This is a genomic window from Caproiciproducens faecalis, from assembly GCF_019448085.1.
Lineage (GTDB): Bacteria > Bacillota > Clostridia > Oscillospirales > Acutalibacteraceae > Caproiciproducens > Caproiciproducens faecalis.
In genome coordinates, this window is sequence record NZ_JAGFNZ010000002.1 from 117,415 (window position 1) to 141,144 (window position 23,730).

At 49.7% G+C, this 23,730-nt stretch carries 27 protein-coding genes; 12 read left to right on the top strand and 15 right to left on the bottom strand.

Features of this window, described 5'->3' with window-relative positions; all coding sequences use genetic code 11:
* Positions 1–11: 11 nt before the first annotated feature.
* From J5W02_RS04910 to J5W02_RS04920, 3 genes are read right to left on the bottom strand one after another with little or no spacing between them, the layout of a single operon-like run.
* On the bottom strand, positions 12–1,625 hold the full coding sequence (locus J5W02_RS04910; protein ID WP_219964568.1) for a response regulator transcription factor: 1,614 nt from the start codon (positions 1,623–1,625) through the stop codon (positions 12–14).
* Between the two features lie 33 nt (positions 1,626–1,658).
* Complete coding sequence (locus J5W02_RS04915; protein WP_219964569.1) at positions 1,659–2,306, bottom strand: D-sedoheptulose-7-phosphate isomerase; 648 nt, start codon at positions 2,304–2,306, stop codon at positions 1,659–1,661.
* A gap of 1 nt (position 2,307) precedes the next feature.
* The gene (locus J5W02_RS04920) at positions 2,308–3,285 is read right to left on the bottom strand and encodes an ROK family protein (protein ID WP_219964570.1); all 978 of its coding nucleotides are present in this window, start codon (positions 3,283–3,285) and stop codon (positions 2,308–2,310) included.
* A gap of 316 nt (positions 3,286–3,601) precedes the next feature.
* Here J5W02_RS04920 and J5W02_RS04925 point away from each other — a divergent pair, with 316 nt between their 5' ends.
* Positions 3,602–4,045 carry a hypothetical protein gene (locus J5W02_RS04925; protein WP_219964571.1) on the top strand — a complete coding sequence of 148 codons (444 nt, stop codon included), beginning with the start codon at positions 3,602–3,604 and terminating at the stop codon, positions 4,043–4,045.
* 112 nt (positions 4,046–4,157) lie between these two features.
* Here J5W02_RS04925 and J5W02_RS04930 read toward each other — a convergent pair whose 3' ends face one another.
* Positions 4,158–4,415 carry a hypothetical protein gene (locus tag J5W02_RS04930; protein ID WP_219964572.1) on the bottom strand — a complete coding sequence of 86 codons (258 nt, stop codon included), beginning with the start codon at positions 4,413–4,415 and terminating at the stop codon, positions 4,158–4,160.
* A gap of 178 nt (positions 4,416–4,593) precedes the next feature.
* Here J5W02_RS04930 and J5W02_RS04935 point away from each other — a divergent pair, with 178 nt between their 5' ends.
* Entirely contained in the window at positions 4,594–4,767 is a 174-nt protein-coding gene (locus J5W02_RS04935) for a hypothetical protein (protein ID WP_219964573.1), read from the top strand.
* 34 nt (positions 4,768–4,801) lie between these two features.
* On the opposite strand, the gene J5W02_RS04940 is transcribed toward J5W02_RS04935, so the two are convergent.
* Entirely contained in the window at positions 4,802–4,990 is a 189-nt protein-coding gene (locus J5W02_RS04940) for a hypothetical protein (RefSeq protein WP_219964574.1), read from the bottom strand.
* A 413-nt stretch (positions 4,991–5,403) separates the two neighbouring features.
* Between J5W02_RS04940 and speD the strand changes: the two genes are divergently transcribed.
* The 9 genes from speD (at position 5,404) to J5W02_RS04985 (ending at position 15,125) form a co-directional block, all read left to right on the top strand.
* Positions 5,404–6,222, top strand: coding sequence for an adenosylmethionine decarboxylase (gene speD / locus J5W02_RS04945; protein WP_219964575.1), 819 nt, complete (start codon positions 5,404–5,406; stop codon positions 6,220–6,222).
* Between the two features lie 20 nt (positions 6,223–6,242).
* Positions 6,243–7,694 carry an aminotransferase class I/II-fold pyridoxal phosphate-dependent enzyme gene (locus tag J5W02_RS04950; protein WP_219964576.1) on the top strand — a complete coding sequence of 484 codons (1,452 nt, stop codon included), beginning with the start codon at positions 6,243–6,245 and terminating at the stop codon, positions 7,692–7,694.
* 4 nt (positions 7,695–7,698) lie between these two features.
* On the top strand, positions 7,699–8,550 hold the full coding sequence (speE, locus tag J5W02_RS04955; RefSeq protein WP_219964577.1) for a polyamine aminopropyltransferase: 852 nt from the start codon (positions 7,699–7,701) through the stop codon (positions 8,548–8,550).
* 59 nt (positions 8,551–8,609) lie between these two features.
* Positions 8,610–9,524 carry a polyamine aminopropyltransferase gene (gene speE / locus J5W02_RS04960; RefSeq protein WP_219964578.1) on the top strand — a complete coding sequence of 305 codons (915 nt, stop codon included), beginning with the start codon at positions 8,610–8,612 and terminating at the stop codon, positions 9,522–9,524.
* A 56-nt stretch (positions 9,525–9,580) separates the two neighbouring features.
* Entirely contained in the window at positions 9,581–11,188 is a 1,608-nt protein-coding gene (locus J5W02_RS04965) for a M20/M25/M40 family metallo-hydrolase (RefSeq protein WP_219964579.1), read from the top strand.
* A 202-nt stretch (positions 11,189–11,390) separates the two neighbouring features.
* Positions 11,391–11,942 (top strand): UBA domain-containing protein, encoded by a 552-nt coding sequence (locus J5W02_RS04970; protein ID WP_219964580.1) that lies wholly within the window; start codon positions 11,391–11,393, stop codon positions 11,940–11,942.
* Between the two features lie 21 nt (positions 11,943–11,963).
* Positions 11,964–12,644: a response regulator transcription factor gene (locus J5W02_RS04975; RefSeq protein WP_219964581.1), complete on the top strand. Its 681-nt coding sequence runs from the start codon at positions 11,964–11,966 to the stop codon at positions 12,642–12,644.
* Positions 12,634–14,112 carry a sensor histidine kinase gene (locus J5W02_RS04980; protein ID WP_219964582.1) on the top strand — a complete coding sequence of 493 codons (1,479 nt, stop codon included), beginning with the start codon at positions 12,634–12,636 and terminating at the stop codon, positions 14,110–14,112. Before J5W02_RS04975 ends, J5W02_RS04980 begins: the two co-directional genes overlap by 11 nt.
* A gap of 413 nt (positions 14,113–14,525) precedes the next feature.
* Complete coding sequence (locus J5W02_RS04985) at positions 14,526–15,125, top strand: nitroreductase family protein (protein ID WP_219964583.1); 600 nt, start codon at positions 14,526–14,528, stop codon at positions 15,123–15,125.
* A gap of 68 nt (positions 15,126–15,193) precedes the next feature.
* Here J5W02_RS04985 and J5W02_RS04990 read toward each other — a convergent pair whose 3' ends face one another.
* From J5W02_RS04990 to J5W02_RS05015, 6 genes are all read right to left on the bottom strand, one after another.
* Complete coding sequence (locus tag J5W02_RS04990; protein ID WP_219964584.1) at positions 15,194–15,748, bottom strand: flavin reductase family protein; 555 nt, start codon at positions 15,746–15,748, stop codon at positions 15,194–15,196.
* 281 nt (positions 15,749–16,029) lie between these two features.
* The gene (locus J5W02_RS04995; RefSeq protein WP_219964585.1) at positions 16,030–16,788 is read right to left on the bottom strand and encodes a MerR family transcriptional regulator; all 759 of its coding nucleotides are present in this window, start codon (positions 16,786–16,788) and stop codon (positions 16,030–16,032) included.
* Positions 16,789–17,043: 255 nt separating this feature from the next.
* A complete protein-coding gene (locus J5W02_RS05000) occupies positions 17,044–17,892 on the bottom strand; it encodes a cysteine ABC transporter substrate-binding protein (protein WP_219964586.1) in 849 nt (282 codons plus the stop codon).
* Positions 17,893–17,894: 2 nt separating this feature from the next.
* The gene (locus tag J5W02_RS05005) at positions 17,895–18,650 is read right to left on the bottom strand and encodes an amino acid ABC transporter ATP-binding protein (protein WP_219964587.1); all 756 of its coding nucleotides are present in this window, start codon (positions 18,648–18,650) and stop codon (positions 17,895–17,897) included.
* A gap of 11 nt (positions 18,651–18,661) precedes the next feature.
* Positions 18,662–19,327, bottom strand: coding sequence for an amino acid ABC transporter permease (locus J5W02_RS05010; RefSeq protein ID WP_219964588.1), 666 nt, complete (start codon positions 19,325–19,327; stop codon positions 18,662–18,664).
* The gene (locus J5W02_RS05015; RefSeq protein WP_219965270.1) at positions 19,308–19,973 is read right to left on the bottom strand and encodes an amino acid ABC transporter permease; all 666 of its coding nucleotides are present in this window, start codon (positions 19,971–19,973) and stop codon (positions 19,308–19,310) included. Before J5W02_RS05015 ends, J5W02_RS05010 begins: the two co-directional genes overlap by 20 nt.
* A gap of 285 nt (positions 19,974–20,258) precedes the next feature.
* Here J5W02_RS05015 and J5W02_RS05020 point away from each other — a divergent pair, with 285 nt between their 5' ends.
* The gene (locus J5W02_RS05020) at positions 20,259–21,572 is read left to right on the top strand and encodes a phosphodiester glycosidase family protein (RefSeq protein ID WP_219964589.1); all 1,314 of its coding nucleotides are present in this window, start codon (positions 20,259–20,261) and stop codon (positions 21,570–21,572) included.
* Positions 21,573–21,639: 67 nt separating this feature from the next.
* Here J5W02_RS05020 and J5W02_RS05025 read toward each other — a convergent pair whose 3' ends face one another.
* The 4 genes from J5W02_RS05025 to J5W02_RS05040 form a co-directional block, all read right to left on the bottom strand.
* Positions 21,640–21,783, bottom strand: a complete 144-nt coding sequence (locus tag J5W02_RS05025; RefSeq protein ID WP_219964590.1) for a CPC_1213 family protein — start codon at positions 21,781–21,783, stop codon at positions 21,640–21,642.
* Between the two features lie 13 nt (positions 21,784–21,796).
* Positions 21,797–22,006, bottom strand: coding sequence for a heavy-metal-associated domain-containing protein (locus tag J5W02_RS05030; RefSeq protein WP_219964591.1), 210 nt, complete (start codon positions 22,004–22,006; stop codon positions 21,797–21,799).
* A 15-nt stretch (positions 22,007–22,021) separates the two neighbouring features.
* Positions 22,022–22,174: a hypothetical protein gene (locus J5W02_RS05035; protein WP_219964592.1), complete on the bottom strand. Its 153-nt coding sequence runs from the start codon at positions 22,172–22,174 to the stop codon at positions 22,022–22,024.
* A gap of 148 nt (positions 22,175–22,322) precedes the next feature.
* On the bottom strand, positions 22,323–23,432 hold the full coding sequence (locus J5W02_RS05040; protein ID WP_219964593.1) for a DUF362 domain-containing protein: 1,110 nt from the start codon (positions 23,430–23,432) through the stop codon (positions 22,323–22,325).
* Positions 23,433–23,730: the final 298 nt, after the last annotated feature.

Genomic DNA, 23,730 nt, shown 5'->3' on the forward strand with positions numbered 1-23,730 from the left:
TCAGCCCCGGATTAAGAGTAGAGTTTTCGGTATTCGTTGGGCTTTAATCCAACACTTTTTGTAAAGCTCTTGGTGAAATTCTTCAGGTCGCAGTATCCCACCTGTTCACAGATGGCCGCAACAGTCGAATTGGTTTCGCGCAGAAGTTCCTTCGCCCGGTTCATGCGGATCTCAGAAAGATAATTCACAAAATTATTGCCGGTTTCCTTTTTGAACAGCGTGCTGAAATAGGTGGGATTAAACCCGACAATTCCACTGACTTCCTCCAGGGTAATCGGCTTGCTGTAGTTTTCCTGAATATATTCCTTTGCCACACGGATCGGTTTGGTATCCGCCTGCTTTTTCTCTTCAATAATTACTTCCATGGATTCACCCACCATGACGGACAGGTACTCAAACAGGCGGTCAACGGAGCTGCAGCGGTTCGCGTGAATGCAGAACTTCTCATAAAACTCCTGTCCGTACTGAATCTGAATCTGGTTGTTGCGGAGATGAAGCAGATACATTTCACAGACGTGCTTGACCAAAGAAAAAATTTCGGCTCCGCTCAGGTTTTCCGTCTCCAACTGCTTTTTCAGCCCGGTAATGCAGTTCAGAACGGCGTCTTTTTTCAGAACCTCCACCGCCGCGCCCATTGTTTTGTTCAGCTCCGCCAGCAGCACGCCAACCCGCTGGGGATCCTTATGTATGGTTACGTCTTCAATCAGCCTGCCCGGTCCCTCAATCAGTCTTTGTCCCACGGCGTACCGAGCAACGCGGAAAGTTTCTTTCAGTTCGCCTGCGTCTTCCACCACGCTGCCCGCGCCCATTGTAAAATCGTGCTGTTCAAACGAGATTTTCTGCACCATCAGCTCGTCAAAAACTGCTTTGATCTGCTTGCGCACGGCCTTTCTGTTTTCCTCACTATAATTTAAAACGCAGTAGGTAATACTGTCGTCCAGATAGATTTCCATATCAAAGCACAGCTCTCTGAGCTGGCTGTTCAATATTCTGACGATTTTCTCTTCCAGAATATGAATGGTGTTGTTATACTCATCCTCGAACCCGCAGTCGATTTTCACAGCGCAAATCTGGAACAAGCCCGGCTGAAAGTTGTAGTGATCGTTTTCATTGATCGCTTCCACCGTCAGGTCCTGCGTTGTCATTCCTTTTTTCAGCAGCCGTTCCGTAAACAGGCTTGCTCTGAGCTTATTCACGTCGTTTTTCAGACGGCGTTTCAGCTGTTCCTCATTGTTCAGCTGTTCGGTACGTTTCAGATACCGTTCGCGCATTTTATTGAGCGCGGCCAAAAAGTCATCTTTTTTAATCGGTTTTAAAAGGTAGTCGCTCACCCCGTATTTAATTGCGTTCTGCGCATATTCAAAATGATGGTAGCCGCTGATAATAATAAAGTCCAGATCCTGATTGATGATTGTTGCGCGGCGGATCATCTCCAGTCCGTCGTAACCCGGCATCCGGATGTCCGTAATCATCAAATCCGGCAGAAGCTTCTCGATCATGTCCAGTGCTTCCACGCCATTGTGGGCGATTCCCACGATTTCCATGTCAAGCGAATCCCAGTCGATCAGCCCGCGGATTAACTGGCACACATTTTCCTCATCGTCCGCTATAATAACCTTTATCATCTCTTCCTCCTTCTGTCTGCGTGAAAAACGAATTCAGCAAGCAAAAATTTCCGACTCGATCACCGCACATATAAAATGGTAAACAATCAAATGATATTCCTGAATACGGTAGGTTTCCTGCGCGGGAACAATCAGGCTGTAATCGGCAATCCGGGCAATTTCGCCGCCGTCGCGCCCGGTCAGGGCAACGGATACCGCGCCCGCGGTTTTCGCCGCCATCAGCGCGTAGCCGACATTGGCCGCATTGCCGGAGGTGCTGATTCCGATAACCGCGTCCCCCTTTTTTGCGTAGCCCATTACCTGCTGGGCATAGATCAGCTCCGGATCCACGTCATTGCTGAAAGCCGACAGCAGCGCGGCATGAGCGTTCAGCGAAATAGCGGGAAGACCGCACTGCAGCTTTTCGGCCAGCAGTGCCCCCGCATCCCCAAAGCTTTTTTTCAGCTGATCCTGCGTTTCCGGATTCAGCGGCCTTTTCAATAGAAAACCCTTCATCAGTTCGCCGACGATATGATCCCCGTCCGCGCAGCTTCCCCCGTTGCCGCAGACCAGAAGTTTGCCGCCGTTCCGATATCCCTTCACAAGAGTCTCACAAACCTGCAGCATGGTTTCTTTCAAAGGCTGCAAATCCTGATGCAAGTTGAAAAATTCCTTACAAAATTGCTCTGTACGTTCTTTCATATCAATACTCCCATCCCAAATGATAACCGGCAACCATCAGACCGGCAATGTCCCCAACCGATTCGGAAAGCTGGCTGGGCAGGATTCTGCACGCTTTTCGGGCAGCGGGAAGCGTTTCCCGCTCGATTACTTTCCTTGTACTGGGCCAGATTTCCTCGTAGTTCCGTACAAAAATGCTTCCGATCACAATGCACTCCGGGTTAAGGATGTCCATCAGAACGGACAAACCTTTTCCGAGCTGCAGACCAACCCGCTTTAAAACTTCCAGCGCCAGCGGATCGCCGTTTTTCGCCGCTGCTCCGACCTTTGCTGCCGTTATTTCGCCGAGCTCCCCGATGCTGCCGCAAAGAGCGGGTCTATGCCCCATCTGAAATTCTTCCCGCAGCATGGACTGTGCCAGCTGGGCAATTCCCCCGCCGCTGCAGAAGCCCTCAAACGACCCCATTTTCCCATAGCCCGCCGGACCGTAGTCAGACAGCCGAATATGGCCGATTTCCCCCGCCATGTCACCGGCGCCTGCATACAGGCGGTTGTCGAGAATCAGGCCCGCCCCCAGCCCGGTGCCAAAGGTGATAAAGACCATATTGGACGTCCCTTTTCCCGCGCCCAGCTTCCATTCCGCTAGGGCACAGGCGTTGGCGTCGTTGCAAAGCCACGCGGGAATCCCGGTTTCCCGCTGAAAATACTCGGTAACGGGAATCCTGTCCCAGCCCGGCAAATTCGGAGGGGAAAGGATGATCCCTTTTCCGCTGTCCAAAGGTCCCCCGCAGCTGATTCCGATTCCCGCTATTTTCTGTCCGTTTCCTTTTTCCAGGCAGGATTTTACATCCTGCGCCAAAGCTTCCAGCATTTGGGCCGGGGAATACTCCGCTGTTTTTCTGACCTTGCACTTATGCAGGACAGCGGCGCTGCTTTCCGTTACTTCCCCCAGATTCACGGCGCATTTTGTTCCTCCGATATCGATGCCTATCGCCAGCATTCTGTTTCCTCCCGTTCGATTAACATCCTCCTCCGGCACATTTTTACCGGAGGGATTTTCCCTGTTTCATTCCGGAATGATCCCTCATTCACAGCCCTTTTCATACTCTCCTAGTATATTCTCATATAATATCATTTTCAAGAAACAAAGTTGCAGCGCCCCACTGAAACGGCGCAGTACTCCAGCGCGGTTCCTATCCGGAAAAGGCTGTGTCAAATCTTGCAAAGCGGCTTTCCCCGGAAAGTCAAGCCTTGTATCGTACGAATATTTCAGGTATAATTATTTTTCGTGTCACATAGCGGAAAGGATTGATTCGATGGACGAAATTAAAGAAATTTTTTGTGGTGACAGCTATAACCCGTTTCTCGATTACTGTGAACTTCACAACTACAAGCAGATGTCCGACCTGATAAACTGCCGGTTTGAAGAATTGCCGGAACTGATCGGCATTTCCTCCATTCTGCTCAGCCGCATCAAGGCGATCTGCATCCTTTATTTTAAAAAGCACCCGGAATGCCGTACCTTATTGAGGTCCTCAAAAGCAAAGACGAAGGCAAAAACCGCTCCCAAAACGGATGACCTGCCGGACCGTCTGCTTGTGGTTTTTCAGCAAAACGCCAACAAGCTCATCCACATTTCCGAAATTACCAAAGATCTTGGTAAAGGAGTAAAACGCAACGATATTATTCATGTGCTGGAACATCAGAGCTGGTGTAAAATTGTGGACGGCAGTACCTTTTTTTACTCCCCTACCGATTGATTCCCCGACGCAGAGTGCTTTTTGCCCTCTGCTTTTTTCTTGCACAGATGCGGAAAGAAAAAAAGCTCTCTCAGGTTGAGAGGGCTTTCTTTGTCTAAAAAATTATATTCTTCTATTTGCTGGAGGTTATTGCGGAAACAGCGCCGGAAGCCTGGCTTACAAGCTCTTTTCCGCCTGATGCCACTCCGGATACAGTTCCGGTAATCTCGCTGCCCAGGTTTTTCGTGTCAGATTCCACTTTTGACACGACGCCGGAGACGGTACTATTTAAATTGGCTCCGCTGGACGCGCCCGGCAGATACCGGCAACCGGCAAATACACTTATGATGAGAATGGTTATTGCCAATAAGAAAAATATCTGTTTTTTCATTTTGCCCCCTCCTTTCCTATTGCTATTTTCTCCATTTTTTCAAAAAAATTCAAATTGACAAAATAAGAAAAGCTTGGTATGGTTATTTTGCGAAAATGAAAATATTTTGTCACATTTTGTTACTTTAAAAAAACAATTTTTCTACCGAATATATATACATATGGGGGAGGAATGGGTTATGACACTGGAAGAAATGAAAAAATTCGACAAGAAGATCAGTTCTATTCCGGAGCCGTTCGGGAAAGGCTTTCCTTCTCTTCAGCGCGTCTTCTATGAAATGTCCGTCAAAAAAGACATTGCGGAAGACGCAGTACTGCGCGAATACCTGATCTGGAAGAAAAGTAAAAGATAATCCGCCGGCAAGCCTTCCCGACGGGACCACCTCATTAGGTCGGCAATTTCCCCTTCAACTTGGCGTTTTCAGTATCGTCGGAATTTTCACCTTCGTTCAAACTATGGGCATGTTCCATAGCTTCAGCTGCGCTGTTCCATTTACTCTCCTGTTGCCATGTTCCGGAAAGCGTATAGTATCCCACCGACCAAACTCCCGGTTCGGATTTTTGGTAAATATACATCTTATTTTCTCCTTTGTTATCTTAAAATGCAGACAATGCGTTATCAGTTTTTCCATATAGCCTTTGATTATTGATCGATTCTTCACCCATATTTTGTTCTCTAAAATTTCCCGCTTCAGCAAAATTTTATATTCTGATTAAAAGCACGGATAAGACGCCAGTTGGTGTCTTATTTTTATTTTACAGGTAATTTTTTACAATTTGAAAGTCAGAAATTCATTCTTGGGTGAGTCCGCAGCAAGCCCTCTGAAAATGCTCTTAAAAAATTGAGGAAAACGAAGAAATCCAGAGGATTTCCAACATTTTTCAGCAGCCAATTTGACCTATTCCATTATTTCAAGATTTTTTACGAAATACATTGACATTTCGAAGAATTTATCGTATTATTTATTTCACTTTGAAAAGGAAAGGTTGTGATGGTAAGGTTGGAAAATAAGCTGAAATTATACGGCTTTAACAACCTCACAAAAACACTTAGCTTCAACATCTATGATGTTTGCTATGCAAAAGGTGAGCGAGAGCAACGGAATTATATTGACTACATTGATGAGCAGTATAATTCAGAGAGATTGACCAATATTCTCTGTGACGTAACAGAGATGATTGGGGCGCATGTACTGAATGTCAGCAAACAGGACTATGATCCGCAGGGCGCCAGCGTGACGATTCTGATTACGGAAGAAGCCATGCCGGAGCATCTGGTGGATCTTTCCTGCAACCGCGGTGAAATTGACATTCTGAAAACACGGGAAACGGTGGTCGCCCATCTGGACAAAAGCCACGTTACCGTACACACCTATCCGGAATACCATCCGGACAATTCCATTGCCACTTTCCGGGTTGACATTGACGTTTCAACCTGCGGCAAAATATCCCCGCTTAACGCACTGAAATACCTGATCGGCAGTTTCGACTCGGACATTATTACTGCCGACTACCGTGTGCGCGGGTTTACAAGAGATGTTGACGGCAAAAAGCTGTTTCTTGACCACACGATCACTTCGATACAGGACTACATCGATGACGAAACACTGCAGAAATACGACGCCATCGATGTGAACGTATATCAATCCAATATTTTCCACACCAAACTGCTGATTAAGGAAATTGAACTGCAGAATTATTTGTTCAACACGGACGTGCATGAAATTCCGCCGAAAGAAAGGCTGCGGATTACCAACAGCCTTCGCCGTGAAATGATAGAAATTTTCAGCGGGGAAAATATTTATTGAGGGCAGAAGGGAAAAATACGATGGATCAACTTTCACAGAACAGTGCGCCCATTTATGAGGCACTGGAACGGTACAAGGCGATGCGCGTGCTCCCTTTTGATGTTCCCGGACACAAACGCGGCAAAGGCAATCCCGAACTGACTTCTTTTCTGGGGCAGCAGTGCCTGACGGTGGACGTCAACTCCATGAAGCCGCTGGACAACCTGTGCCACCCGGTTTCCGTCATACGGGACGCGGAGCGGCTGGCCGCTGAAGCTTTCGGCGCCCGGGACGCTTTCTTTATGGTAAACGGAACAACCTCCGCCGTACAAAGCATGATTATGAGCGTCTGTAGGGCGGGGGATAAAATCATCATGCCGAGGAATGTTCACCGCAGCGCGATCAACGCATTGGTCATCAGCGGTGCGGTTCCGGTTTATGTAAACCCCGGCATCAACAAAGAGCTGGGAATCCCGCTGGGAATGTCCCTTGAGGATGTTGAAAAGGCCATACTGGAAAACCCCGACGCCAAGGCGGTGCTGGTGAACAACCCGACCTACTACGGAATCTGTTCCGATCTTCGCGCGATTACAGAACTGGCGCACCGGCACAACATGGCGGTGCTCGCCGACGAAGCGCACGGCACCCATTTCTATTTCAACGAGGGCTCCCCTGTTTCCGCTATGGCGGCAGGAGCGGACATGGCCGCCGTGAGTATGCATAAAACCGGAGGGTCTCTGACCCAGAGCTCCCTTCTGCTGTCCAACGGCAGAATCAGCGGAGGACGCGTCCGCCAGATCATCAATCTGACGCAGACAACCAGCGGTTCCTATCTGCTGTTGTCGTCTCTGGATCTTTCACGCCGCAATCTGGCGCTGAGAGGAAAAGAAATGTTCCGGGAAGTCTGTTCTCTTGCGGAATACGCGCGCACGGAAATCAATAAAATCGGCGGATACTACGCCTTTTCCAAAGAACTTATCAACGGCGGCACGGTTTATGATTTCGACATCACCAAGCTTTCGGTGCATACGCGCAACATTGGCCGCGCGGGCATTGAAGTTTACGACATTCTTCGGGATGAATACAGCATCCAGATTGAGTTTGGGGACATCGGGAACATTCTTGCCATCATCTCTGTCGGGGACAATCTGTTCGCGATCGAGCGGCTGGTCTCGTCCCTTTCCGAAATTAAAAGGCTCTGTTCCAAGGATCGCGCCGGCATGTTTGACCACGAATATATCAATCCGGAGGTTATGATGACGCCCCAGGAGGCGTTTTACGCAGACAAAAGCACTCTTCCCATCCGGGAGAGCGCGGGCCGTATCTGCAGCGAGTTTGTCATGTGCTATCCGCCGGGCATCCCCATTCTTGCTCCGGGCGAACGGATTACTGCCGAAATACTCGATTATATTGCCTACGCCAAGGAAAAAGGGTGCATATTAACCGGAACGGAAGATTTGCAAATGGAGACCATTCGGGTGGTAAAGGAGTAATCGTATGGAATTATGGTACACGGAAGAACCTTCCGAAAACACGCGCTTTTCGGTCAGGGTAAACCGGCAGCTCTGTTCGGTGCAGACTCCGTTCCAAAGAATCGATATTCTGGAATCAGGCGAAGTCGGCCGCTTTTTAACCCTGGACGGACAGATCATGCTGACCGAAAAGGATGAATTTATTTATCACGAGATGATGGTTCATGTACCGATGGCGGTCAATCCGGGCATTCAAAACGTGCTGGTCATCGGCGGCGGCGACGGCGGCTCCGTGCGGGAGCTGACCCGCTACGGCGGCGTGAAACACATTGACCTTGTGGAAATCGACAAAATGGTGGTGGACGCCTGCCGAGAATATCTGCCGCAGACCGCCTGCAAGCTGGACGACCCCCGGGTCACCCTGCACTTTGAGGAAGGACTGCGGTTTGTGCGGACAGAAGAAAACGCCTATGACCTGATTCTGGTAGATTCCACCGACTCTTTCGGGCCGGGAGAAGAACTTTTCACCAAGGAATTTTACGGAAACTGTTACAAGGCGCTGACTGAAAACGGCATTCTGGTCAATCAGCACGAAAATCCCTATCACGAAAAATACGTTCATTCCATGAAGAGCGCCAATCAGCACCTGACCGATTTTTTCCCCGTCTGCAGAACCTATCTGGCGCATGCTCCGACTTACCCCTTCGAGCATCTGCTCTTCGGGTTTGCCTCTAAAAAATACGACCCGCTGGACTTTGACGCGGCGGGCTGGAACCGCCTTGGACTGCGGACAAAATACTACAATACTGATATTCACACCGGCAGTTTTGCGCTCCCCAACGATATCCGGGAGCTTCTAGCCGGCAATGACCGATAAAAGCCTAAAACGCGGCGGACAATTTTCGCTGTAAAACAAACTGTAAAGGAGAACAAAAAATGGATCAGCCTTTTGTAGATATTCTTTATACCCAAAACTGGGACAGCAGCACAAAATTTTCAATCAAGGTGACAAAACCGCTTCACTCGGAGGTTACCCCTTACCAGAGAATTGATTTTTTTGAGTCCGACACCTACGGCACCTTCTTCACACTGGACGGACTGATGATGGTTACCCAGAAGGACGAATTCGCGTATCACGATATGATTGCGCACGTCCCAATGGCAACAAACCCCGACATTAAGCGTGTTTTGATTATCGGCGGCGGCGACGGCGGCACCTCCCGCGAAATCTGCCGGTACAAGCATATTGAAAAAGTCGATCTGGTCGAGATTGACGAAAGGGTTATGCAGCTCTGCCAGCAGTATCTGCCGCAGACGGCGGGCCATATTGCAACGGAAACGCGCCTGCATCCGCACTTTGAGGACGGGTTGAAATATGTGAAAAACACTCCGGACGGCTCTTATGATCTGATTCTGGTGGATTCCACCGATCCCATCGGTTCCGGCGAAGGCCTGTTTACCACAGATTTTTACAGGGAATGCTTCCGTGTTCTTTCGGGCGACGGAATCCTGATTAATCAGCACGAATCACCTTATTACAATTTCCATGTAAGGGAAATGCGCAAAGCGCACCGGAAAATCAAAGAGGTTTTCCCGATTGTAAAAGTGTATCAGTATAATATTGCCACCTATCCGTCCGGTCACTGGCTGTTTGGCTTTGCGTCCAAACGGTACGACCCGATTCTCGACCATCAGGCAAAGCGCTGGGAAGAATTCGGTTTGAAAACCATGTATTACAATTCACAGATCCACGAAGGCGCGTTTGCGCTGCCCACTTTTGTGAATGAAATGCTGGCGGGCACAGACCCGAATACCCTGCCCATTTTCCCGCACAAGGACTATGTCGGATAAGAGATCTCAATGGGCCGGTAGCAATACCGGCCCATGCTTTTTCATTGATTGGAGGAATGATTGATTTGCATCCCAACAAGACGGACGCCAAAGAAATGCTTCGGTTTTTAGTGGATTTCTGCGGCGTGAGCACCATTAACGGCAGTGAGCACGGTGAAAACGACGGTGCCCGGTTCCTATACGACGGCCTGAAAGATGTGGAATACTTCAAAAACAACCCCGACTGTCTGTTCCTGCAGCCTGTGGAGAATGATCCGCTGGGCCGGTGCAATCTGGTCGCGTTTCTGAAAGCCCCCCTGCCCACCGCTAGAACAATCATTTTAAGCGGACATATCGACACGGTGGACACGGAAGTCTGCGGCAGCCTGAAGCACCTTGCTTTTTCTCCTGCCGAATACACCGCCGCCCTGCTCAAAACCGATTTAAAGGAAGAAATCCGTCGGGAGCTCCAAAGCGGCGACTACCTTGCCGGACGGGGAATCGCCGATATGAAATCGGGGCTTGCGGCACAGTGGGCCGTTCTGAAGCACTATGCCGAAAACAGGGAACTGCTCAAAGTCAACCTGCTTTGGGTACCGGTGATCGACGAAGAAAACAACGCAAACGGAATCCATGAGGCGGTACGGTATTTTAGCTCCCTGCAGCAGGAAGGATATGAACTGCTCTGCTGTATTGACAGCGAGCCGACCATCACCCCGGAAAGCAAGGAGTGCGGACGCATTTACCTTGGCACCATCGGCATGGTGACGCCGTTTGTGCTGGCGGTGGGAAAAGAAAGCCATGTGGGCGAATACGGCGAGGGGATCAGCGCGGCGCTGATGGCCTTTCATCTGGGCGTTGCGGTGGAAAACAATCCCGCTTTTACAGAGACCTTCAAAGGGAAGGACTATCCCCCCATCTGCTGTCTGAGAACCATGGATTTCCGCAAAAGCTACTCCGTTACCATCCCGAGCAGATTTGCCATGTATTTTAATTATCTGTTCGTTAAAAAAAGGCCGCGGGAAATTCTGGAGCTGATTTCCTCTTTGGCGCTGTCCTCTTCCCGTAAAGCGTTTGAACAAATCGGAAAACCCGGCGCACAGGCAAAAATCATCCCGTTTGAAGCGCTCTGCGCGGAATATGAAACGGCAACCGGGAAAAACGCGGAAGAATCCCTGCGTGAATTCCTGCTCCAGTGCCCGCGGGAAATGGACATTCAGGACTGCTGCCTGAATTTTGTCAACGAGCTGTGCGGGATTCTGCATCTGGAGGACCCCGCGTTTATCGTCGGATTTTTGCCCCCGTACTGCCCCTCCCGCGTAAATCAGCGCGAAAGCGCGGCGGAGCTGAAAATAGAATCCATTGTCCGAAAGCTGATTATGAGCCGTCAGAAAGAGCATATCTCTATTGAACTGTCGGAGGTTTACGAAGGAATATCCGATTTAAGCGAACTCGGTTTTCAGGGAGACAGCGAAGACATTACCCTGCTGGAAAAAAATCTGGTCGGTCTGAACGCCGGTGCTTCCTACAATTTTGAAGAAATGCAGAAGTTGGACATCCCCGTGGTCAATATCGGCGCTATCGGCAAGGACGCGCACAAAATGCACGAGCGCCTGTACCTGCCGTACTTCAAGGAAGTGCTGCCGCAGCTCCTTCTGGACTTTATAGAGGAGCTGCAGGCGTAAGCCGTCGCAATATTTCCGCGCGCAGCGTATTGAAAACCGCATTCAGATAATATAAAATGATTTTAATGTGATTTTAATATTTGATAAATTCCCTTTAAAGTTTTATTTGTTAGAATTTAAACATGCTCAACTGAGACGGAACCAATCTGAAAATCAACAATTGTGCAAAAAGATTCAAACAAATAATAAAGGAGAAATTTGTATGACTACACTGGAGCAGGTAGAGAAACTGCGTGAAAAGGCAAACGTAAGCTATGACGAGGCAAAAGCGGCACTGGACGCGACAAACGGCGACCTGCTGGAAGCGCTGATCTATTTGGAGAAGCAGGGAAAGGTATCGGCGCCGGCCGGCGGCGGATACTACAGCAGCGCCAGAGAAGAGGAACAGAACCCAGCTATGGGAGCGGAGCCGGTGCGGGCATACGCTGACCCAAGATATAACGGAGGAGAAACCTTTTCTTCCCTGATGAAAAAATTCGGAAGATTTCTGATGAAGATTATCCGCCTTGGCAACACCAACTACTTTGAAGTCCTGAAAGGGCCGGAAAGCAAAGCGTGCATCCCGGTTTCCGTTCTGGTACTTCTTCTGATATTCGCGTTCTGGGTCACCATCCCGCTGATGATCGTAGGGCTGTTCTTCGGTCTGCGCTACCGCTTCAGCGGCCCGAATTTCACCGGTGATACCGTAAACAACGCGATGGACAGCGCCGCAGACGCCGCGGAGAGCATTAAAAACTCCATCAATCAAAAATAACGGGAAACGGCAGGACTGACAATGGGTGCGAACATACTGATTGTTGAGGACGAAGAAAAAATTGCCCGCTTTGTCGAGCTGGAGCTTGGCTACGAGGGTTATCACACAGCAAAAGCGTTTGACGGAAGAACAGGGCTCGAACTTGCGGAAACAGGCAGGTTCGACCTTGTTCTTCTGGACATTATGCTGCCAAAGCTGAGCGGTATGGAGGTGCTGCGCAGGCTGCGCCGGACGTCCTCCGTACCGGTCATCATGCTGACCGCCCGCGACAGCGTTATGGATAAGGTCTCCGGGCTGGACAGCGGGGCAAGCGATTATATCACAAAGCCCTTTGCCATTGAAGAGCTCCTCGCAAGGATTCGCACCGCGCTGAGAAAGTCCGCCCCGCAGCCGGAAAGCACGGCGCTGGCCTGCTGCGGCGTTACACTGGACACCGCGAGCCGCACCGTTACGGTGAACGGCACACCCGTGGAACTGACCAAACGGGAGTTTGACCTTCTCCACTACCTGATGAAAAACAAAGGGCTGGTGATTTCCCGCGAAACACTGCTGGAAAATGTCTGGGGCTTTGATTTTACGGGAGAAACCAACGCCGTCGACGTCTATGTGCGGTATCTGCGCGGGAAAATCGACGACGTGTTCGGCCTGAAACTGATTCAGACCGTCCGAGGAGTGGGGTATGTGATAAAAGATGAACAGTGAACCGGTCAGCAGCCCCGCCAGCCGTCTCGGTGATAAATTTAAATTTTCCATCGTCCTGAAGCTCAACGCACGGCTTTTCCTGCGCACTTTCAGCCTGTTTCTCACCCTGAATATTGTTTTATTCATTCTCTGCGCAACAGGGCTTGCTGTGCGCAGTGAGCAAGCGGCGGTGCATACCGCCGAAATCCTAAGCAAAAGCGGGCTGCCCTCGCAGTTAGAACAGACGTGGCTGGAGGAGACCGGAATCCGTATTTCCGACCGCTTGGAAGAACCGAAAGGAATCCGTTTCGGCGTTCCCGGGTTTCTGCAGGAGCGCTTTCCAAAACTGACCGCGTCGGGTGTACGGAGCATCGTGTTTCCGGAAACCCCGGGCCTCCCCTTTGGAAAATATTTAGAAGGAATTACTTATAAAGTTACGGCTGATATTCATGGGAAAACCTACCTGATTTCCGTCACCAACGCCGTTTCCATCCGGATTATGGAATCTGCTTTCTGGGTTCTGCTCGGGCTGGAGCTGCTTCTGCTTTTGGGAGGATTATCCCGGGGAGCCAGAGTGATCCGGCAAACCCTGCGGCCGATTGAAGAATTGGCGCAAACCGCAAAGAACCTCAACACCGGTGAAGCGTTAACGCCCGAACAGCTGGAAACACTCGCGGGCAAACTGGACGGAATCAACGCCGCCAAGCTGGACACCCGGATTTCGGTGGGTGAAACGCAGAACGAACTGAAAACACTTGCGTCCGCTATTAATGGGATGCTGGACCGGATTAACGAATCCTACCGGTCGCAGGTGCGCTTTGTTTCAGACGCGTCCCACGAGTTAAGAACGCCGATTTCCGTCATTCAGGGATACGCAAACCTGCTGGACCGCTGGGGGAAAAACGATGCGAAAACTTTGCAGGAATCCATTGACGCCATCAAAGAAGAAACCGCGAACATGAAGGCGCTGGTGGAACAGCTTCTGTTTCTTGCCCGGGGCGACAACAACACCATGGCGCTTCAAATCGAACGGTTCGACCTGTCCGCCCTTGCCGCGGAGGTGCTGCGCGAAACGCAGATGATTGACGCGGGGCACGAATTTGAATCCCATCTTGTCCCTGTTTTTGTCAACGCGGACGAGGGATTAATCAAGCAGGCGCTGCGAATTCTTACGGACAACGCCATCAAATATTCTCCTGCCGGAAAGCGGATCACCCTTTCCGTTTCCGGTGAAGAAGGCCGTGCCAGGCTGACGGTACAGGATGAAGGCATCGGAATCCCGTCCGATGCGGTGCCTCGTATTTTCGACCGTTTTTACCGCGCAGACGAATCCCGCGCAAGGGCCACGGGCGGAACGGGGCTGGGCCTGTCCATTGCAAAATGGATTGCGGAACGGCACGGAGGGCATATGGAAGTTTTGAGCCGGGAGGACATCGGTACCCGAATTTCCATTGTGCTCCACGCCGCCGCAGAAAAACAAGCAACATAAAGGCAGGGGCCTCCCATCGGAGGTCCCTGCCTTTTCAACAATATCGGTTTAAGCCAATAATTTTATTATAGAATGCCGAAGAAGGAAAAGCAAGAGCCGAATAACAATATTAATAACTATTATCATTTTATACAAAAGAAATTGATTTTTAAGCTCTAAAATCTACCTTTTCAGGATAGATTAAACCGAGAAAACAGGCTATACTATAACCATAAAAAAGAAATAAATCAACAGGAGGTTCTTATTATGAATGAAAAAGATTTCAATAAAAAATTAAATTTTGCAAATGAAGAATACGAAATACCGGATGAGGCCAGCTGCTCCATGGAGTTCCCCAGTGGCTGCATTTTCAGCGAATAAGCGAAATTTCTTTTCCGCAGCATAACAGTGTATTAAGAAAGGCGGAGTGTATCATGGAAAATAAATTTATGGATGCTGTTAAAAAGCGCAGATCCTTTTACTCAATCAGCAAAGAAAAAGTGCTCTCTGATGAAGAAATTGTCGGCCTGATTCAGGACGCGGTCAAATACGCCCCCACCGCTTTCAACTCGCAAAGCGCCCGTGCGGTTGTTCTTTTAGGCAAGGAGCACGACAAGCTTTGGGAGGAGACACTGCAAATCTTGAGAGACATTGTCCCCGAGAAAAATTTCGCATCTACACAAGAGAAAATCAACTCCTTCCGTGACGGATACGGCACCATTCTTTACTTTGAGGATCAGCGTATTGTGACCGGGCTGCAGGAGCAATTCCCTCTTTACAAAGACAATTTTCCGGTCTGGTCGCTGGAATCCTCGGGTATGCTGCAATTCATCATCTGGACAGCGCTTGAGTCCAACGGTTACGGCGCAAGCCTTCAGCATTACAACCCTCTGATTGACGAAAAAGTCGCAGCCAACTGGAATATTCCGAAGGAGTGGAAGCTCCTCGGCCAGATGCCGTTCGGCAAACCAACCACATCCCCGGATGAAAAAACTTTCCTTCCCCTTGAAGACAGAGTGAAAATATACAGATAATAAAAGAAACATGGCGTCCGCTAAGCGGGCGCCATGTCTGTTTAACAGGGAATTTCCTGCTTTCTTTATCATTTCGCGGCCAATTCACGTCCGCTTTGAAAAACACGCCCAACCGGTTCGCCGATATCGAAGTACCGGGCAGCCATCATAATGGTCGGCTTGACCCGCGCGGCATCCGGCGTACCGTTCTCCAGGCACTGATCTTTCGCGTAAGCAGCGACGATCTCTCCCAAAAACATTGTGAAATCAAAGACCGGAATGGTCTGGATAACCTTACAAAGATAATTGACCGGGCATTCTTCAATCATCGGGGCATCCCCGGCTTCGTCATAAAAAGCGGAAAAAACCTGGGACTTATCCTTGGAATTTCCGGATACTATCCCGCACAGGTCGGTTTTTTCGATCAGGCCGACATCCGGGATATTCACACTGAAAAAACCGTTTTCACGGATTCCCTGTGTGATGTAATGCGTGTTTTTCAGCGATACATACAGAACGGGGCGCTGACTGACGACCCCGTATGCGCCGATGGTCGTATAACTTGGCTTTCCCTTGACAGTCGCACCAGCGATCACGGCAATATAGGGTCCGTATGGAATATTGGAAATCTTTGTTTTATTCATGCAAATCACCTTTCAAATAAAATTAACTGCGCAGTGTGGAACAGTATAGCAGATAAAATCGAAAAAGAATAGACTTTTTCTTTTGGATATGTTATCGTATTGTATAGTTATGCCCACCGGGCGGCAATTCATCGGGATGGATTGCCGCCTTTTTCATTTTCCGTCCACGCTTTCGCACCGCGGCTGACGGCGACACCTGTTTGGGCTGTCCGTGCCCGCGTGTATCTGATGATTACCGTGATATTAGGAAAGACCCGCTGATCAAGCGGGTCTTTCCTAAACTATTCTTCTGTATTTTTCAAATTGCCGACATGCTGCGCTGCGGCAGCCAGCAGAAAGTAACTTAAGCCGATTTGCTGATCTTCCATCATTTTACGGTGAAACTGATCCTGAGACAAAAATTGAGAGGTATGATAGAATTGCCCTGCATCCATTTTGGTGCCATGGTCATTTAAAAACTTCAAATGATCTCTTACAAGGTTCTGTACTCTTTCATCGGCGGCAGATATTTGGTTTCTCAATGCCTCAGACATAGCATCCATAAACCGTTTTGCTTCGGCGGCTTTCTCATTCAGCTCCCCGGGATTGATCTCCGCCGTTTTCAGGTCAATCTGATAATTTTCTTTTAGATAGTCACTTTGCGGTTTCAGTGCTTTTTCCCAGCCCTGTTGGTCGAATCCCTGAAACAAGTCCTGTTCGCTCATGGTTTCTCCTTTCAGCGCAGAACGAATGGATTTCCGGATCGTGTCGAGCAGAGAGTCGGTTCGCTGCCTTTGTGCATAAAGCAGTTTCTGCTGCCGCTTCAGGCATGTAATCCGATCGGACTCGCTCTGCAATGCTGTCTGAATTTCTCTGAGGGAAAATTCCAGTTCTCGGTAAAAAAGAATTTGCTGCAGTCGTTCCAGTTCTTTTTTCCCATAGAGACGGTAGCCGGCTTCCGTCACCCGGCATGGGAGAAGCAAACCAATTTTGTGATAATAGTGAAGAGCTTTAATTGTTACGCCCGTCATGGCAGATACTTCTTTTACCGTGTATTCCATCTTTTCACCCCGCAAACTGATAGTACTCTATGACCCAAGGGGAGAGTCAACAGGTTTTTAATCATTTTAAAAGCTTTTTTATAATCTTATTATCTCCGCCGTGCAGTCAGATGTCAAACAACCAAAATTCCTTTTATTTTTTTGGCTCCACGGGTCGGCGGCGACAGGTCAGTGAAAGACAGATTGAAATACGGCTAATTTCCTCAGAACGCAAAAACAACGCCGGTTACTCCGGCGTTGTTTTTGTGTAAACCGTTATTGGATTTTTCCGCCCTCAATCACCACGTCATCCGCAGAGACGGAGTCGCCGTATGCCGGCTTCAGTGCGGCGTCATAGGCTTCATGAATAAATTTCTCTTTTTCCAGAGCGGTCAGTTCGTTGTTGACCCAGTCAAGAAGCTCCTTGTCGCCCTTTTTCACCGCCGGTGCAATCGTGTCCTGTTCGCCTAAGGAGGAAACGCCGACCGTGTAACCGCTGTTTTCTCTGGCCCAGGCAAACAGCAGGGTGTTGTCGTGCGCGAGAGCGGCGCCGCGTCCGTCCTTCAACGCCTGAAACGCCTCGGTATTCTGGTCATATTTCAGCAGTTCAATGTCCGGATAGTTCTTCGTAAAATAAGTTTCCGCCGTTGTTCCCTTGTTGACGATCAGCTTTTTGCCCTTGAGCTGGGAGACATCGGTGATCTGGCTGCCGTCCGGGGAAACGATGCCAAGTGCAACCTTCATGTAGGGATTTGCAAAGTCAACCTTCTCTTTTCTTTCATCCGTCACGGTAAAGTTGGCCATAATCAGATCCACCTTGCCGGACTGCAGGTACTCTACACGGCTCGCGGCCTCTACAAGAACAAATTCGACCTTGCTTTCGTCACCTAAAAGGTCTTTTGCAAACCGTTTCGCAATGTAAACGTCAAAGCCCTGATTTTTCCCCTGAGCATCCACATAGCCGAAAGGAGGCTTGTCGCTGAACACCCCGACTTTGATTTTTCCATTCTTCTTAATGGTCTCCAGTGAGGACTGCTGGGCGCTCTTCTGGGAGCATCCCGCAAGTGTTCCCAATGCCAGTACAACCGCCAGCACGGCGGCAAGAATTCTGCCTGTCTTTTTCATAATTAACCCTTCTCTTCATTAAAATTAAAAATATTCAGAAACTGCTTTGCACGGTCGGTTTTCGGGTCGGTAAAAAAGAGCTCCGCGTCGGATTCCTCCACGATTTTCCCTTCATCGATAAATACCACTTTATCCGCAACCGCCTTGGCAAAACCCATTTCATGGGTAACAATCACCATGGTCATACCCTGCTTCGCAAGGCCAAGCATTACGTCGAGCACTTCACGCACCATTTCGGGGTCGAGCGCCGCCGTAACCTCATCAAACAGCATTACTTCCGGATTCATACACAAAGCACGCACAATCGCCACGCGCTGTTTCTGCCCGCCGGAAAGCTGGCGGGGAAAAGCGTCTTTTCTGTCCAGAAGCCCAATGCGCTCCAGCAGCGCTTCCGCCTGCCGGGTGGCTTCTTCCTGGCTTCTCTTCTGCACCTTCAGAGGGCCGAGCAAAATATTTTCCAGAATCGTCATATGCGGGAAAAGATCATAGCTCTGAAAAACCATCCCGATTTTCTGGCGAACCAGATGCCAGTCGGTCCCGGCAGCGGAAATGGATTGGCCGTCCAGACTGATGTCTCCCGACTGTATCGGCTCAAGGCCGTTAATACATCGCAGCAGCGTGCTTTTTCCGCAGCCGGAAGGCCCGAGAATGACGACGACCTCTCCCTTGTGGACTTTCAGGTTTACCCCGTTCAGAACGGTTCTGTCGTCATAATTTTTGTGAAGCTGATTGATTTCAAGAAGAATATCCTGTTCCATGTTCTACCTCCTCAGGACTGCCATTTTCGTTCCAGCCGCTTGGACAGGAGCGAAACCGGGTAACAGATTGCAAAATAAAGCAGGAATATGAAACCATAAATCCAGAAGGACGCCGTAGGCACCTCCAGAATGGACCTTTCTATGATCTGCTGACCCACCTTCAAGACCTCCACCACGCCGATCAATACAACCAGTGATGTGGTTTTAATCATGCGCGTGGCAAGGTTGATGGCGGCGGGCAGCAGCCGCCGTACGGTCTGCGGAATAATGATGTATTGGTAAATCTGCACATAGGTAAGGCCGAGGGCCGCACCGGATTCCTTTTGATGCTTTGGCAGGGATTCCACCGCACCGCGGACAATGTCGCCCATTTCCGCCGTCCCCCAAAGGGAAAAGACAATGATGGATACTAACTCTCCCCCCAGTTCCAGATTCAGTGTAAAGTAGAAGATAAACAGCCACACAAGGATGGGGATAATCCGTACCGCTTCCAGATAGATTCGGCACACGGAACGGACCGCTTTCCACTTCGAGGTCATCACAATCCCCAGAACAATGCCGAGAACGCCGGAAATGAAAACGGAGATCAGGGCAATCCGCGCCGTAACCAGCAAGCCGTTCAGCAGGCGGAGAAGATTGAAACCTTCAAAAACAACACTAATTCCCGAACTGTCCATAGCGCACCTTCCTTTCCAGAGCAGTCAAAAGCAGCGACACCGGCAGCAGTAAAATCAGGTAAAAAAGGACAAGCAGGGTAAGCGCTTCCTTGGTCGAATAGTACATACCGATCAGGTCTTTGGCAATAAACATCAAATCCGGCAGCGCTACCGCGCTTACAATCGACGTCTCTTTAATCAAAAAAATCGCGTTGGCTTCCAGCGCGGGCATGGAAACGGAAAAAGCCTGCGGAAAAATTACATAACGCACCAGCTGCGAACGGGAAAGCCCAATGCTGAGTCCCGATTCAATCTGTGTTTTCCCCACCGCCTCCAAGCCGCTGCGGAACGCTTCCGCCATATAGCTGCCGCCCAGAAAGGTCAGTCCGGCAACCGCGCAAAGCTCCGCTTCCAGCTTCAGACCGATCTGTGTCAACCCGTAATACAAAAAGAACAGCTGAATCAGCGACGGGGTGTTTCTGGAAATCTCAATATAAATTTTAACAATAAGGCTTAATACCGGAACCTGAAAATAAAGAATCAGGCTGCAAAAAAAACCTAAAAGGAGCGACAAGCCGATCGCCCAAACGGAAATGGTCAGCGTCAGCTGCGCCGCTTTCCAATAGAGCGGCAGGCTCTGTATGATAAAGCCAAAATCCAATGAAATCCGCCTTCCTTTTGTAGCTTAACCGAAAAGCTTTAGCAATAAAAAAAATATTAAACATATATTTTTAGTAGTTATTATATGCCCTCTTGTTGTTTTTGTCAACAGAAAAACAAAACTTCGCGGAAAAACGCCTTTAGGAAACCACTGCACCCGGCGCTTTATTTCCTGGATGACATAAACTGTTAACGAATTTTTAACAGAATACAGACCGAAATGGGATATAATACTGTTTAATCGTATTCTTGCAGCAGGCGGCTTCAGAAAGCAAGACCGCTTCATGATCGTATGGAAGGAGATCAATTCATGAATATCAGCAGAAAATCGAAAGTGCAAAAGAGGATCGTTTCCGCGGCAGTAATTTGTCTGGCTGCTATGCAGATTACAGCGGCAAACCCGGTACAGGCTCTCGGCGCACCGGATATTACCGTCAGCACGGCGTCCTCGCTGGTGGATGAAATCAAAACGACTATCGCGCCCGGACTTACCCAAAAAGAATTCATATACACCGATCAGGCAGGCAAACGGCTGACCTGCTTTACCATGGAATATAACCCCCAAATGGCCAGCGTAACCCTTTCGGCCGGTACCCCGCACGACGGGACAAAAATCGGACTCGCAACCGTGCGGGATCAGGCAAGCGCCTCGGTTCACAGCGGGAAGCAGGTCGTCGCCGCCATCAACGCGGATATGTACAATATGAGCACGGGCGACCCGTGGGGCGTAGTTGTCAAGGACGGAACAGAGATCCATTCCTATGCGCCCGTGCGCACCTGGTGGAAATTCTTCGGCGTTAAGAAAGACGGCTCACCGATCTACGGCGACCGGCAGACCTATGAGGCCAACAAGGGCATGATTCAGCAGGCGCTGGGAATTCACAGCGTTCTGGTTGACGGCGGTGCCGTTGTCAATACGGATCTGACCGCTACGCTCGCCCCCCGCAACGCCGTGGGCGTGCGCAGTGACAACTCGATTTTCTTTCTTTTGGCGGACGGCAGAAAGGATCCGTATTCCCACGGACTGACGCTGGAGCAGACCGCGCAGCTGATGAAGGATCTGGGCGCGGTATGGGCTGGAAATCTGGACGGCGGCGGCTCGTCCACCCTGATGACCAGAACGCCCGGAGAGACCGCTCTGACCGTAAAGAACCACCCCTCCGACGGATGGGAGCGCGCCGTGGCCAATTCCTGGCTCTTTATCGCGAACCCGAAACCGGACGGCGTGTTTGACTCCGCCGCGCTGACCCCTTACGACAAAACCTATTCCCCGAAATCCATTGTCCCGATTACCGCGAAAGGGCTGGATTTTTCCGGAGCCCCGACCGCTCTGCCCAAAAGCGGGCTGAGCTGGGCGCTTTCCGATTACAGCTTTGGGTCCATTGACCAGAACGGCGTCTTTTCCTCTAACGGACAGGAGGGACAGGTGCAGGCGCAGCTTTGGTACAGTGGCAGGATCGTCGGTTCCACCTATGTGGAAATCGCCACGCCGGACAATTATGTTTCTGTCGGTACCGTCACGCCGACCGCCGGAAAAAACGCGGGGCTGACGGCAACCTATCAGGGACGCGAGGTCATCCTGACCATGAACAAATCAGACTGGTAAGCTTCACACACAAAAGCGCTGCTCCGGCTTTACGCCGGAACAGCGCTTTTTCATTTGGGAACAACTGTCAGTTGCCGTACTCGCTCTGCCCATCCTTGCCGAATTTTGCACGGGCGCTTTCGGCCTGCGGATCGTGGCTGATGTGTTTCTTATCCGTTTTTGCCTGTTTTTTATCGTTGCCGCTCTTTTTGTCCTTCTGCGTATTATTCATAAAAAACCGCCTTTCATTCGTACTCAATTTTAAAGCCGGTGTGTTCTATGCAGTCTTTGATTTCCGTTTCTGTGGCCGGTTCGTTGTACTCCACCTTAACCGTTCCGGTCGTCAGGTTCACGCCGATTTCCTGGACTCCTTTAATTTTGTCCAGTGCGTTTTTGATCTGCGTTTTGCACTCTTTGTTCTGAATACCCGATACGCTGCAAAGTACTGTGTTCATTATTCTCCCCCTTATTTATGAATTACCGTTTTTTTCATGCTTGCCGTCATGCATACCCAGCTTGCGGCCGTCAACAATTCCGACATCCGCATTTTCCCCGGGTTTCATCCTTCTGAGTTCCGGGGCGTTCTTTTCCCGGTCTTTCATTCTGTTTTTATTGTTATCCATATCATAATGTTCCTCCGTTACGGTATTGCGCCGCAACTTTAGTATTGATGAAATGAAAAAATTTATACGGAACGCCTTTTCTGCTATAAACGCGAAAATGCCGCGCCGGCTCTCGCCGGTGCGGCATTTTTTCATAACGTATACTTCCTTATTTGACGGTGATTAACTCGTATTCCGAGCTGCCCAAACCAATTTTTACCGCATGCTCAATGCAGCTTTTCCAGTTGGTTTCCGGATGGGTGTCCGTAAAGTGGTCGTGATGATCGTGCGGCTTCTTCGACAGGATGCTCCCGCTGATGACCGGCTGGCGGTTGACCGCGTCGGCGCAGGCGACATCCAGCGCCACCGGATCAAAGGAAGCGAACATTCCGACATCCGGGACAATCGGAATATCATTTTCGGCGTGACAGTCGCAGTAGGGGGAAACGTCTACCACCAGACTGATATGGAACTGAGGGCGATCCTTTAAAACAGCGTACGCGTATTCCGCAATCTTGCAGTTCAGAATATCGTTTGTCTCGTCGCCCGTGGGACTCACCGCGTCAAAATTACACGCGCCGATGCACCGACCGCAGCCAACGCACTTCTGATGGTCGATCTGCGCTTTTTTGTTTTCATCGAAAGAAATCGCGTCATGCGCGCAGTTTTTGCGGCACATTCCGCAGCTTCTGCAAAGCTCTTTATCCACAATTGGTTTGCCCGCGCTGTGCATTTCCATTTTTCCCGCACGGGAACCGCAGCCCATTCCCACATTTTTCAGCGTGCCGCCAAAGCCGGTGGATTCGTGACCTTTAAAATGAGTCAAGGTAAGAAAAATATCGGCGTCCATGATTGCGCGCCCAATTTTAGCCTCTTTTACATATTCACCGTCAATCGGAACCAGAACCTCGTCCGTCCCCTTCAGTCCGTCCGCAATAATGGCCTGGCAGCCGGTCGCAAAAGGATTGAAGCCGTTTTCGTAGGCCGCGTCAAGGTGGTCCAGCGCGTTCTTTCTTCTGCCGACATACAGCGTATTGCAGTCGGTAAGGAACACCTTCCCGCCCTGCTTTTTAATCAGGTCTGCAATGACCTTCGCGTAATTCGGACGCAGGTAGGAAATATTACCCGGCTCGCCGAAATGAATTTTAATTGCCGTGAATTTGTCCTGAAAATCGAGGGTTTCAATCCCCGCTTTTTTCACGAGCTTTTCCAGCTTCTGCAGCAAATTGCAGCTCGGTGTTGCGCTGAAATCCGTAAAATATACTTTCGAAGCTTCCATCCTTTTTTCTCCTTTTCAGCTTAACGCTTCCTCTTTGCTGCCGGCCGGCAGCTGAAGCAAAATCAATTTTAGACTTATTATAACATAAGTGCTATGGAAAGAGAAATATTTTACCGTCGGAATTTTGCGTGCAGCAGAACATTCCAGCCGCCGAGATGCCGCCGCAAGAAGGTCGGTAGCATAATGTATAAAGATTCTATTAAGAAATTCATTTTTCTATATAATATGACAATATTCTGTAATCATTTTTTCCGGGTATCCGATATAAAGCATAAGAGTTTTATTGCAAAGGAGATTT